The organism is Pseudomonas sp. 58 R 12, from assembly GCF_900005865.1.
GTDB lineage: Bacteria > Pseudomonadota > Gammaproteobacteria > Pseudomonadales > Pseudomonadaceae > Aquipseudomonas > Aquipseudomonas tritici.
Genome location: NZ_CVTP01000019.1, coordinates 147,042 through 159,535, shown reverse-complemented (window position 1 = coordinate 159,535; position 12,494 = coordinate 147,042). Strand labels below are relative to the sequence as shown.

General features: G+C 61.4%; 12 protein-coding genes. 7 read left to right on the top strand and 5 right to left on the bottom strand.

Annotation, left to right across the window (positions count from 1 at the left end):
- Positions 1-74 precede the first annotated feature (74 nt).
- Positions 75-839, bottom strand: coding sequence for a LuxR family transcriptional regulator (locus BFP95_RS16365; protein WP_065910434.1), 765 nt, complete (start codon positions 837-839; stop codon positions 75-77).
- Positions 840-1,023: 184 nt separating this feature from the next.
- On the opposite strand from BFP95_RS16365, the gene BFP95_RS16360 reads away from it, so the two are divergent.
- The 6 genes from BFP95_RS16360 to BFP95_RS16335 are packed head-to-tail and all read left to right on the top strand — an operon-like array spanning position 1,024 to position 7,187.
- Positions 1,024-1,911: a proline iminopeptidase-family hydrolase gene (locus BFP95_RS16360; protein ID WP_065874910.1), complete on the top strand. Its 888-nt coding sequence runs from the start codon at positions 1,024-1,026 to the stop codon at positions 1,909-1,911.
- 3 nt (positions 1,912-1,914) lie between these two features.
- Complete coding sequence (locus BFP95_RS16355) at positions 1,915-2,862, top strand: ABC transporter permease (protein WP_065874912.1); 948 nt, start codon at positions 1,915-1,917, stop codon at positions 2,860-2,862.
- Entirely contained in the window at positions 2,859-3,716 is an 858-nt protein-coding gene (locus BFP95_RS16350; RefSeq protein WP_065874914.1) for an ABC transporter permease, read from the top strand. The genes BFP95_RS16355 and BFP95_RS16350 overlap by 4 nt, the downstream gene beginning before the upstream one ends.
- Positions 3,713-4,669, top strand: a complete 957-nt coding sequence (locus BFP95_RS16345; RefSeq protein ID WP_065910433.1) for an ABC transporter ATP-binding protein — start codon at positions 3,713-3,715, stop codon at positions 4,667-4,669. The genes BFP95_RS16350 and BFP95_RS16345 overlap by 4 nt, the downstream gene beginning before the upstream one ends.
- Complete coding sequence (locus tag BFP95_RS16340) at positions 4,666-5,637, top strand: ABC transporter ATP-binding protein (RefSeq protein ID WP_065910432.1); 972 nt, start codon at positions 4,666-4,668, stop codon at positions 5,635-5,637. Before BFP95_RS16345 ends, BFP95_RS16340 begins: the two co-directional genes overlap by 4 nt.
- Before the next feature lie 35 nt (positions 5,638-5,672).
- Complete coding sequence (locus tag BFP95_RS16335) at positions 5,673-7,187, top strand: ABC transporter substrate-binding protein (protein WP_065910431.1); 1,515 nt, start codon at positions 5,673-5,675, stop codon at positions 7,185-7,187.
- A gap of 136 nt (positions 7,188-7,323) precedes the next feature.
- Here BFP95_RS16335 and BFP95_RS16330 read toward each other — a convergent pair whose 3' ends face one another.
- The 4 genes from BFP95_RS16330 to BFP95_RS16315 all read right to left on the bottom strand — a co-directional run bounded on the left by BFP95_RS16330 (position 7,324) and on the right by BFP95_RS16315 (position 11,022).
- Positions 7,324-8,064 carry a YciK family oxidoreductase gene (locus BFP95_RS16330; protein ID WP_065874920.1) on the bottom strand — a complete coding sequence of 247 codons (741 nt, stop codon included), beginning with the start codon at positions 8,062-8,064 and terminating at the stop codon, positions 7,324-7,326.
- Between the two features lie 187 nt (positions 8,065-8,251).
- A complete protein-coding gene (gene mupP / locus BFP95_RS16325) occupies positions 8,252-8,923 on the bottom strand; it encodes an N-acetylmuramic acid 6-phosphate phosphatase MupP (protein ID WP_065874921.1) in 672 nt (223 codons plus the stop codon).
- Positions 8,924-8,927: 4 nt separating this feature from the next.
- Entirely contained in the window at positions 8,928-9,626 is a 699-nt protein-coding gene (ubiG, locus tag BFP95_RS16320) for a bifunctional 2-polyprenyl-6-hydroxyphenol methylase/3-demethylubiquinol 3-O-methyltransferase UbiG (RefSeq protein ID WP_017734479.1), read from the bottom strand.
- Between the two features lie 64 nt (positions 9,627-9,690).
- Entirely contained in the window at positions 9,691-11,022 is a 1,332-nt protein-coding gene (locus tag BFP95_RS16315) for a TRZ/ATZ family hydrolase (RefSeq protein ID WP_065910430.1), read from the bottom strand.
- Positions 11,023-11,130: 108 nt separating this feature from the next.
- On the opposite strand from BFP95_RS16315, the gene mtnA reads away from it, so the two are divergent.
- Positions 11,131-12,201, top strand: a complete 1,071-nt coding sequence (gene mtnA, locus BFP95_RS16310) for an S-methyl-5-thioribose-1-phosphate isomerase (RefSeq protein WP_065874925.1) — start codon at positions 11,131-11,133, stop codon at positions 12,199-12,201.
- Positions 12,202-12,494 lie beyond the last annotated feature (293 nt).

The window sequence follows — 12,494 nt, the reverse complement described above, 5'->3', positions numbered from 1 at the left end:
AAAATGATCAGGGACACGATAGAGCGTGGAAGCAGTTTAAGTAACTAGCAAAACAGCTAGGTTTTGCCGAGGGGTCAGTCTTCCAGCAGGCGGTAATGGGTGGCGCGCACCACCGCCTGTACGCGATTCTTGGCCCCCAACTTGTGCATTGCCGAGGCCAGATGCAGGGTGACCACCGCCAGTGAACGGCTCAATTGCGTGGCGATTTCAGCGGCGGTCAGGCCGTCGGCGGCCCATTTGAGGCACTCGCGTTCACGTTTGGTCAGGTGGATATGCGGGTAAGTGCGCAGCTCTTTACTGAACAGCGGGTAGGCCGCTTCCTGCAGGGCGTGGGAAACCAGGCTGAAATCCGACAAGGTCTGCTGCGCATCCTGCAGGACGTTGCCGGCTTTACCGGTACGCAGGCCGGTCAGCGAGGCGAAGCCGCCACGGGGCAGGTGAATGGGCACGCTGACGCCGCAGGTCAGTTGTTGGTCGTGCAGATAGGATGAAACGGGGGCGTGGCAGGGATCGATGATCTTTTGCAGGGGGGTATCGGCCTTGATGTCGTAGGACCAAACAAACGGCGACACCGTACTCAGGGCCAGGTGTTGCACCGGGTCGATCTGGTAGAACCCTTCGCTGCACCACAAGCTATGCCAGCCCGGCGGGGTATTGCGCAGTTCGAGCACCGAGGGGGTGATCAATGCACCATCCTGGTCGATTGGCACCGGGGTGTAGTCATACACCAGTGCATCGAAACCCAACTGCTGGGCGAGGATGAATGTGTTGTCCATCTGCTCATCCAGGCTCCTGCCCGGCATCAGACGGTGATTTAAGGCAGTCAGCTTGGCCAGCATCCGTTCTGCTCCCGAATTCATTTGAATCTCGACTTGCTGCAAGTAGAATGCCACGCCCCGGCGAAGGACTGCCAGGCCCAAACCTATAAGAAATGCTAGGTTATGGACGCGCGGCATCCTCGGTAGTGTTGGCCTGATAAACGGCCGCTACCTGCCAGGCCGACACAACACAAGGAATGTATGCATGTGGCGTGAAATTGCCCCCGACCAGCAGTACAACGTGCAAGTCGACGGCCATGACCTCGTGGTCTACAGCTTCGGCGAAGGCGATGAGGTGCTGTTGTGCCTCAACGGCGGGCCCGGCCTGCCGTGTGACTACTTGCGCGACGCCCATGGCTGGCTCAAAGACCATAACCTGCGAGTGGTTGCATTCGACCAGCTTGGCACGGGCGCATCAGCCAGACCGACCGACGTTTCGCTGTGGGAAATCGGCCGTTATGTCGAAGAAGTCGAAACCGTGCGCCAGGCCCTGGGCCTGGGCCGCGTGCATTTGCTCGGGCATTCCTGGGGCGGCTGGCTCGGTATCGAATACGCCATCCATTACCCCGATGTGCTGAAAAGCCTGATCCTCGAAAACACCGTGGGTGACATTCCACACCTGTCCCAAGAGCTGGAACGCCTGCGCGGCGCCCTTGGCAGCGAAACCGTGGCCATGATGCAACGCCATGAAGCCATGGGCACCCTCGACCACCCGCAGTACCAGGCCGCGATCACCTTGCTCAACTATCGCCACGTGTGCCGTCTCGACGAATGGCCCGCGCCGGTCAAGCGATCCCTCGACGACTGGAACATGGGCCCCTACGAAACCATGCAGGGCCCCAACGAATTCCTCTACATCGGCAACCTCAAGGACTGGAACCGCATCCCTGAGATGGCCGCGTTCAAGATGCCCATGCTGATCACCACCGGCCAGCACGACGAACTCACCCCGGCCTGCGCCCTGCGCATGAAGATGGCGGCCAAACACGCCGAATTGCACGTATTTCCCAACAGCAGCCATATGCCCTTTTATGAGGAACCCCAGGCGTATTTCCCGGTGTTGCTGGACTTTCTCGCACGTCACCGAGGCTGACGGATGAACCTGGCGCGTTATCGTTTTGTGCTGTCCCGGCCGCTGCAATTGCTGCCGGTGCTGTTTGGCATCAGCCTGATCACCTTTGTGCTGGTGCGCTCGATCCCCGGCGACCCGGCGCGCGCGCTGCTGGGTTCGCGCAGCACGCCCGACGCGTTGCTGAAAATCCGCGCCCAGTTCGGCCTCGACCAGCCTTTGTGGCTGCAATATTTCTACTTCCTGAAAAACCTGCTCAAGGGCGACCTCGGCCAATCGCTGCTGTACAAGGTCGACGCGCTCAAGCTGATCGTCACGCGCATCGAGCCGACGCTGGTGCTGGTGCTCGGCAGCGTGGTGCTGGCGCTGCTGATCGCGGTGCCGCTGGCCACCGTGGCCGCGCGTAACAAAGGTGGCTGGGCGGATAACCTGATTCGCGTGTTCACTACGGTTGGCCTGGGCATGCCGGCGTTCTGGCTGGGCTTGATGTTGATCTTGTTGCTGAGTGTGCAGTGGGGGCTGTTTCCGGTGTCGGGTTACGGGCGGACCTGGCTGGACAAGGCGCACCACATGGTTCTGCCGTGCCTGACGATCGCCCTGGCCCTGTCGGCGGTGCTGGTGCGCAACCTGCGGGCGAGCATGTTGATGGAGTTGCAAGCCGACCACGTTACCGCCGCCCGGGCGCGCGGGGTGTCGGAAGCCGCGGTGTTTCGCCGCCATGTGCTGCCCAATTCCCTGGTACCGGCCGTTAACCTGCTGGCGGTGAATATCGGCTGGTTGATCAGCGGCACGGTGGTGATCGAAAGCCTGTTCGCCATTCCCGGCATCGGCCAGTTGCTGGTGCGCGGCATCTTCACGCGCGACTACATGGTCGTGCAGGGCGTGGCCATGGTGCTGGCGTGCGCGACCGTGGTGGTCAACTTCCTGGCTGACGTGGCCACTGTCGCCCTCGACCCTCGGGTGAAGATGCAATGAGCACTCGCCCCTTGATTGCCCCATGGCGTTTGCGTCTGCGGTTTGGTTTTCGCAACGGCCGGCTGACCGCTGCGTGGGGCCTGCTGATTCTGCTGCTGTGGTTGGCGCTGGCGTTGTTTGCACCCTGGATCGCGCCTTATGACCCGATTGCGCAACACACGGATTTCAGCCTGCTCGGCCCAAGCCTTGCCCATCCCTTCGGCACGGACAACTATGGTCGAGACATTCTGTCGAGGGTGATCTGGGGCGCTCGCATCGACTTGCAACTGGCGATCGTCGGGGTGATCTTTCCGTTCCTGATCGGCACCTTTGTCGGCGCGGTTTCAGGCTATATCGGTGGGCGTTTCGACAGCTTCTGCATGCGCGTGATCGATGTGATCCTGGCGTTTCCGTTCCTGGTGCTGATGCTGGCGATCATGGCCATTCTCGGGCCCGGCTTGAAGAGTTTCTATATCGCCATGGCGCTGGTGGGCTGGGTGTCTTACGCGCGGCTGATCCGTTCGCAGATCCTGGTGCTCAAGGAAAGCGACTTCGCCCTGGCCGCCAAGAGCCTGGGCTTTGGCCATGGGCGGATTCTGTTCCGGCATCTGCTGCCGAATGCGATGTTCGGCTCGATTGTGTTTTCCATGTCTGACGCGGTGCTGGTGCTGCTCAATGGCGCCGCTGTGAGCTACCTGGGCCTGGGCGTGCAACCGCCGACCGCCGAATGGGGCACGATGGTGGCCGAGGGGCAAGCCTTTATCACGACTGCCTGGTGGATCTGCACCTTTCCGGGGCTGGCCATCGTGACGTTGGCCATGGGCTTCAGCTTGCTGGCTGATGGCGTAGCGCAAGTGCTGGGGGATCGCTCATGAGCCTGCTGCAAGTACGCGACCTCAGCGTGATTGCCAACAATACCGGGCGTGATGTGACCCTGGTCGACCGGGTGTCCTTCGACCTGGCTGAAGGTGAAATCCTCGGCCTGGTCGGGGAGAGTGGCTCAGGCAAGACCATGGCGTGTCGCGGCCTGATGCGCCTGTTGCCGTCGCCTGCGCTGCGCGTGCAAGGCGGCGCGGTTCGGTTGGCCGGCCAGGATCTGCTGCAACTCGATGACGCCGGCATGCGTGCCGTGCGCGGCGGTCAACTGGGCATGATCTTCCAGAACCCCAGCAGCCACCTCGACCCGCTGATGCGTATCGGCGAGCAGATTGCAGAGGGCATTCGCCTGCACCAAGGTGCGTCAAAAAAAGACGCGCGGCTGCAAGCCATCGAGGTGTTGCGCCAGGTTGGAATCCCCGATCCCCAAGCGCGGGTCGACAACTACCCCCACGAGTTTTCCGGCGGCATGCGCCAGCGCGCGATGATCGCGGTGGCCCTGGGCTGTAACCCTAAAGTGCTGATCGCCGACGAGCCGACCACGGCCCTGGATGTGACGGTGCAGGCGCAAATCCTGCGGTTGCTGCTGGAACTGCGTGATAAACGCGGTCTGGCGATCATCATGATTACCCACGACCTTGGCGTGGTTGCGCAAACCTGCGACGCCATCGCCGTGATGTACGCCGGGCGCCTGTGCGAACACGGCAGCAAATACGAGCTGTTGGCGCATCCGCAACACCCGTACACCGCTGGCCTGATCGACTGCCAGCCCGCCCACAGCAGCGGCCACGCCTTGCTGCGCACGATTCCCGGGCAGCCGCCCTTGCTGGACGCCTTGCCCGCCGGCTGCCGGTTCAACCCGCGTTGCCCGCAGGTCGGCGCCTTGTGCACCGAATTGCTGCCGGAGGGCGCGCGAGTCGCCTGTCATTACCCTTTGGGAGCGCACCCATGAGCCTGTTGCAGATCAAGGACCTTGAGGTGAAGTTTGCCGCGTCCGGCACGGGTCTGTTCGGCCTGAACAAGCAGTGGGTGAGGGCGGTGAACGGCGTGTCGCTGAACCTGGCGGCGGGTGAAACCCTGGGGTTGGTCGGCGAATCCGGCAGCGGCAAGAGCACCTTGGGCCGGGCGGTTTTGCACCTCAACCCGATCAGCGCCGGGCAGGTGTTGTTTGATGGCATCGACATGGCCCACGGCAGCGCCATCGATATCACTCGCCTGCGCCATGAAACCGCGATGATCTTCCAGGACCCATACGCCGCACTGAATCCACGCCACACCATCGGTGAAACCATCGCCGAAGTGTTGCGCGTGCAGCGCAAGGTGGCGCCGGATCAGATCCCCGCTCGCGTCAACGAGCTGCTCGACCTGGTCGGGCTGCGCCCCGAACTCGCCAGCCGCAAACCCGGCTCCCTCAGTGGCGGGCAATGCCAGCGCGTCGGCATTGCCCGTGCATTGGCGGTAGAGCCACGGCTGATCATCGCCGATGAATGCGTGGCGGCGCTGGATGTGTCGATCCAGGGCCAGATCATCAACCTGCTGCTGGAACTGCAACAGCGTATGAACCTGGCGATCCTATTTATCGCCCATGACCTGGCCATCGTGCGGCGCCTGTGCGACCGCGTGGCGGTGATGTACCTGGGCAAGATCGTCGAGGAAGGGCCGGTGGAAGCGGTCTTCACTTCGCCACGGCACCCTTACACGGCGGCCTTGATCCAGGCGATTCCAGAGATTGATCCGCATCGGCCGTTGCCTACGGAGCCCTTGCCGGGTGAGCCACCGAGCCCGCTGAATTTGCCTACCGGTTGCGCCTTTCACCCGCGTTGCCGGCACGCCCGAGCCATGTGTTCCGAGGTGTTGCCGCCCACGCATTTCCTGCACGAGCATCGATACAGTTGCGTGCTTGAAGAACCTTTGCTTTGACCCTTACCTGCCATTCATTAACAAGGAGTTGTGATATGCAAACGCGCCACTTGAAGTTGCTCGCCGCCGCTACGTTGACCGCTTGGTCCCTGACTGCCGGGTTGGCACACGCCGCCGGCGTCCTGACCATCGGCTGCCGTGAGGACAGCACCACGTTCGACCCGATCAAAAGCGCGCAAAACCGCGACACGTGGGTATTCGCCAACGTCTACGACACCCTGGTACGCGTCGACAACCTGGGCACCAAGATGGAGCCGGGGCTGGCAGAGAGCTGGGACATCTCCAAGGATGGCCTGACCTACACCTTCAAACTGCGCGACGCGAAGTTCTCGGATGGCTCGCCGATCACCGCTGAGGATGCGGCGTTCAGCCTGTTGCGCATCCGCGACAACAAAGCCTCGCTGTGGGCTGATCCGTTCAACTTGATCAACACCGCCAAGGCGTCCGACCCGAAAACCCTGGTGGTCACCCTCAAGACGCCGGCTGTAGCTTTTCTCTCGCAATTGGCGTCGCCGACGGTGTCGATCCTGTCGGAAAAAGCCATGACCAAAATGGGTGAAGACGCCTACTCGGAAAACCCGGTGACCTCCGGCGCGTTTACCGTAGACGAGTGGCGCAAGGGTGATCGCGTCATCCTGAAAAAGAACCCGAACTTCTGGCAGGCCAAGAACGTCAGCCTGGATGGCGTGGAGTGGGTCTCCGTCACCGACGACAACACGCGTATGCGCATGGTGCAGAACAACGAGCTGGACACGGCGATCTTCGTACCGTTCTCCCGCGTTGAAGAGCTGAAGAAAGACAAGAACGTGGTGATCCACTCCGACCCGTCCACCCGCGAAGATCACCTGTTGATCAACCACGCTCACGGCCTGCTGGCCAAGCAGGAAGTACGCGAGGCGCTGGATATGGCCATCGATAAACAATCGCTGGTGAAAACCGCCACTTACGGTCAAGGCACTGTGGCCTATTCCTACATCCCGAAAGGTTCGCTGTTCCACTACGCCAACAACCTGCAACGCCCGTATGACCCGACGGCCGCCAAGAAACTGCTGGAGGCTGCGGGTGCCAAGGACTTGAAGCTCAACTACGTGGTCAACGCCGGCAACGAAGCCGACGAGCAGATTGCGGTGATCATCAAGGACCAGTTGGCCAAGGTCGGCGTGACCGCCAACCTGCAAAAGGTCGACCCGACCCAAAGCTGGCAGATGCTGGTGGACGGTGAATACGATATTTCGGTGATGTACTGGACCAATGACATCCTCGACCCGGACCAGAAGACCACCTTCGTACTGGGGCACGACACCAACCAGAACTACATGACCCGTTACAAGAATGACAAGGTCAAGGATTTGGTGGCAGCCGCGCGGATCGAGGCCGACCCGGCCAAGCGTGAGCAGATGTATGTGGAATTGCAGAAACTGGCGAAACAGGACGTGAACTGGATCGACTTGTACTACAGCCCGTACATCAACATCTCACGCAAGAATGTGAGCAACTTCCTGCAAAACCCGTTGGGGCGTTTCACGCTTGAGGAAACGGTGAAAAACTAATATTTCCAAGACAACACACATCAAATGTGGGAGCGGGCTTGCGCGCGAAGGCAGTGGATCAGCCAATGAATCTGTTGACTGACACACCGCCTTCGCGAGCAAGCCCGCTCCCACATTTAGTTCTGCTGCATGCCTGTTATTGCGCGTCAAACGCCTGCCCACTGATCCCGGTGCTGTCCGGCCCCATCAGGTACAAATACACCGGCATGATCTCTTCCGGCGCGGGCCGTTCCATCGGGTTTTCCCCCGGATACGCCTGGGCCCGCATGCTGGTGCGGGTACCGCCCGGGTTGATGCTGTTAGCGCGTACCGCCGCCACGTCTTCGAGCTCGTCGGCCAAGGTCTGCATCAGGCCCTCAGTGGCAAACTTCGACACACCGTAAGCCCCCCAATACGCCCGGCCTTTGCGCCCGACGCTGCTGGAGGTGAACACCACCGACGCATCCTGGGACAGCTTGAGCAGCGGCAGTAGGGTGCTGGTCAGCATGAACATCGCGTTGACGTTCACGTGCATCACGCGCATGAAATTCTCACCGGACAACTGCTCGATCGGCGTGCGTGGGCCGATGATCGACGCGTTGTGCAGCAGGCCGTCGAGGTGGCCGAATTCTTTCTCGATCATCGCGGCCAGCTCATCGTATTGATGGGGCAGGGCGGTTTCCAGGTTGAACGGAATCACCACCGGTTGCGGGTGGCCCGCGGCTTCGATTTCGTCATACACCTGGGCCAGATTGGCTTCGGTCTTGCCCAGCAACAGCACAGTGGCGCCATGGGCGGCATAGGTTTTTGCCGCTGCCGCGCCAATCCCGCGACCGGCGCCGGTCACCAGGATGATGCGGCCTTTGAGCAGGTCTGGACGTGCGGAGTAATCAAACATAAATAGCCTCGACAGAATTCAGCAGGTTACAAACACCACGCTTGAGAACAGTGGAGATCCCTGTGGGAGCGGGCTTGCTCGCGAAGGCGGAGGGTCAGTCAATAAATGTGTTGAATGAAACATCGCCTTCGCGAGCAAGCCCGCTCCCACATTTGGATCTTCACTGGTCAGCGGGGGCGGCAAACAATCAGCAACTGCACAGCGCGTTATCCAGCACCTTGCGCAGCTCCAGTGGGTGATCCACCACGACATCGGCGCCCCAATGGCGCGGGTTGTCGTCCGGGTGGATGTAGCCGTAAGTGACCGCCGCCGTGCGGGTGCCGGCATCACGGCCGGATTCGATATCGCGCAGGTCATCGCCCACGAACAACACGCTGGCCGGGTCCAGGCCGAGCATCTTGCACGCCAGGATCATTGGCTCCGGGTCCGGCTTGCTGTTTTTCACATGGTCCGGGCAGATCAGCAGCGCCGAACGCTCGGCCAGGCCCAGTTGCTGCATGATCGGTTCGGCAAACCGCAGCGGCTTGTTGGTGACCACGCCCCAGATCAAATGGGCCTTCTCGATGTCTTCGAGCAACTCGGCCATGCCATCGAACAGTTTGCTATGGACCGCGCAGCCCTTGACGTAGCGCTCCAGGAACTCCAAGCGCAATGCTTCAAAACCTGGGGATTCCGGGTCCATCGAAAAGGTCACGGCGACCATCGCCCGCGCACCGCCGGAGATTTCATCGCGGATGTGCTGGTCGTTGATCGGCGCCAGGCCGCGATCGGCGCGCATGGCCTGGCAGATGGCGATGAAGTCCGGCGCGGTGTCCAGCAAGGTACCGTCCATATCGAAGAGAACCGCTCGCAACTTCACAGGCTTACTCCTCGCGCAGGGTCTGGATCATGTAGTTGACGTCCACGTCGCTGGCCAGCTTGTAGTGCTTGGTCAGCGGGTTGTAGGTCAGGCCAATGATGTCCTTGACGGTCAGCCCGGCCTGGCGGCTCCAGGCGCCCAGCTCGGACGGGCGGATGAATTTCTTGAAGTCATGGGTGCCGCGCGGCAGCAGCTTCATGATGTATTCCGCGCCGATGATCGCGAACAGGTAGGCCTTGGGGTTGCGGTTGATGGTGGAGAAAAACACCTGGCCGCCCGGCTTGACCATACGGAAGCAGGCGCGGATCACCGAGGACGGGTCCGGCACGTGCTCGAGCATCTCGAGGCAGGTGACCACATCGAACTGCTCGGGCATTTCTTCGGCCAGGTCTTCGGCGGTGATCTGGCGGTATTCGACGTTAACGCCGGATTCCAACTGGTGCAGTTGGGCGACGGCCAATGGCGCTTCGCCCATGTCGATGCCCATCACGGTCGCGCCGCGCTGCGCCATGGCTTCGCTGAGGATGCCGCCGCCGCAACCGACATCCAGAACCTTCTTGCCGGCCAGGTTGACGCGCTCGTCAATCCAGTTGACGCGCAGCGGGTTGATGTCGTGCAGGGGCTTGAACTCGCTCTCGCGGTCCCACCAGCGGTGAGCCAGGGCTTCGAATTTGGCGATTTCGGCGTGGTCGACGTTGCTCATGGTGAATCCTCTAAATCTGATAAAACGGTTGGCCGTTTCTGAACGTCAGGGTTCAAAACCGGCGTTATTCGCTGTGCCCGCTGATGCGTTGGCCCCAGGCAATGGCCGTGGCGGTCAACTGTTGTTCATCCATGCGGGTCAATTGCCGGTCGTCGAGCAACTGCTTGCCGGCGACCCAAAGGTGTTTCACACAATCGCGTCCGGTGGCATATATAAGCTGTGAGACCGGATCGTAGATCGGTTGTTGCGCCAGCCCCGACAGATCGAAGGCGACCATATCCGCCGCCTTGCCCACTTCCAGTGAGCCAATCTCGCTTTCCAGGCCCATGGCCCGCGCGCCATTGAGCGTCGCCATGCGCAGGGCGCGGTGGGCATCCAGCGCGGTGGCTGAACCGGCGACGGCCTTGGCCAGCATCGCGGCGGTGCGGGTTTCGCCCAGCAGGTCGAGGTCATTGTTGCTGGCGGCGCCATCGGTGCCGATGGCCACATTGACGCCAGCCTGCCACAACCGCTCCACCGGGCAAAAGCCGCTGGCCAGTTTCAGGTTCGATTCCGGGCAATGGATGATGCTGGTGTTGCTTTCTACCAGCAAAGCCAAGTCGTCCTCGCTGATTTGGGTCATATGAACGGCCTGGAAGCGCGGGCCCAGCAGGCCGAGTCGGCCCAGGCGTGCCAGTGGGCGCTCGCCGGTCTGTTCGACAGCTTGCTGCACTTCAAAGGCGGTTTCGTGAACATGCATATGGATCGCAGCGTCCAGCTCCTCGGCGATTACCCGGATCTTTTCCAGATTGTCGTCGCACACCGTGTAGGGCGCGTGCGGGCCGAAGGTGATTTTGATGCGCGGGTGGTGCTTGAGGTCGCCGAACAGCTCGACACCCTGGCGGATCGCTTCATCGGCGGTGCTGGCACCGGGGATCGGGAAGTCGAGGATCGGAATCGCGATCTGCGCGCGCATGCCGCTGTTGTGCACGCAGTCACTGGCGACCTTGGGGTAGAAGTACATGTCGGAAAAGCAGGTGATACCACCTTTGAGCTGTTCGGCGATTGCCAGGTCGGTGCCATCACGCACAAAGGCTTCATCGACCCACTTGGCTTCGGCGGGCCAGATGTGTTTTTCCAGCCAGGTCATCAGTGGCAAATCGTCGGCCAGGCCGCGAAACAGGCTCATCGCCGCGTGCCCGTGGGCGTTGATCAGGCCGGGGCTGAGCAGCATGCCTGGCAGTTCGCGCACTTCGTTGGCCGAAAGCTTCAAGGCCGCGGCCCGTGGCCCGATAAAGGCAATGCGCCCATCGCGGATGCCCAGGCCATGTTCCTTGAGCACCACGCCAGCAGGTTCGACAGGTACCAGCCAGGTTGGCAGCAACAACAAGTCGAGCGGGGCGGCAGTGGCGGTCATCGCAGGCTTCTTCCCAGGCAGCTATAAAAGAAGGGCGAAGTATACCCGAGCGTCCTGGCTGGCGGATCGCTATAATCGGCGGCTTTGTTTATGAGTGCGGAGTAAGGGATGCGCGATCGACTGTTGGCAGCGGAGAAAGTGAAGGCCATCGATTGGCGTGATGGCGCGCTGTACCTGCTCGACCAGCGTGCCTTGCCGTCCCGGGAAAGCTGGGTGGCCTGCGTTACGGTCGATGAGGTGGCTGCAGCCATTCGTTCGATGGTGGTACGCGGTGCGCCGGCCATTGGTATCAGTGCCGCGTATGGCTTGGTGCTGGCGGCCCGCGATCGGATCGCCGAAGGCGGTGACTGGCAGGCAGCCTGGGAAGAAGACTACGCATTGTTAGCCGATACCCGACCGACCGCGTCGAATCTGTTCTGGGCACTGAAGCGCATGCGCGACCGCCTGGACCGCGTCAAGAAGCACGCCGATCCGCTGGCGGTGCTGGAAGCCGAAGCGATTGCGATCCATGAGAGCGACCGCGAAGCCAACCTGACCATGGCCCAACTGGGCGTCGAACTGATCCGCAAGCACCAGGGCAATGCCCAGGCAATCCTCACCCATGGCAACGCTGGCGCCCTGGCGACCGGCGGTGTAGGTACCGCGCTCGGCGTGATTCGCGCGGCCTACCTGGAGGGCATGGTCGAACAGGTCTACGCCAATGAAACCCGGCCCTGGCTGCAAGGTTCGCGGCTGACCGCGTGGGAGCTGGCGGGCGAGGGCATTCCGGTGACGGTGAATGCCGACTCGGCCGGTGCGCATATCCTGAAGACCAAAGGCGTGACCTGGGTGATCGTCGGTGCCGACTGCATTGCCGCCAATGGTGATGTGATCGGCAAGATCGGCACCTACCAGCTGGCCGTGTGTGCGATGCACCACGGTGTGCGTTTCATGGTGGTGGCACCGAGTTCGACGTTGGACATGATGATGGCCACTGGCGATGACGTTGCGCTGGAAGAGCGCGATGCCGCGGAGTTGCTGGAGGTGATGGGGCAGCGCCTTGAGGTTGCTGCGTTTAACCCGGTATTCGATGTCACGCCGGCTGATTTGATCGATGTGATCGTCACGGAGAAAGGCGTAGTCGAGCGGCCGGATACGGCCAAATTGGCCAAGTTGATGTGCCGTAAGCGCCTGCATTAGAAGCCTTGGCGGCTACCCGATCGCCCTCGCGAGCAAGCCAGCTCCCACATTTGACTTGTGAACACATTCAAAATGTGGGAGCTGGCTTGCTCGCGAATGGGCCTGTAAGTCAATAAAACGCTCGGATATACCCTCAAAAAATAGCACCACCCCACTTCTGAGCCCCTCTCGTCCCTCTCAAGCCTGTCATCCGTCAACTTACTATGCTCCATGCGCATCAGGGGGATAGGTGCGTGGCGGCGATTGTGATAACATCCGGCGGTTTCCAGGGTCGCCCCGAGGGGTGGCCCATA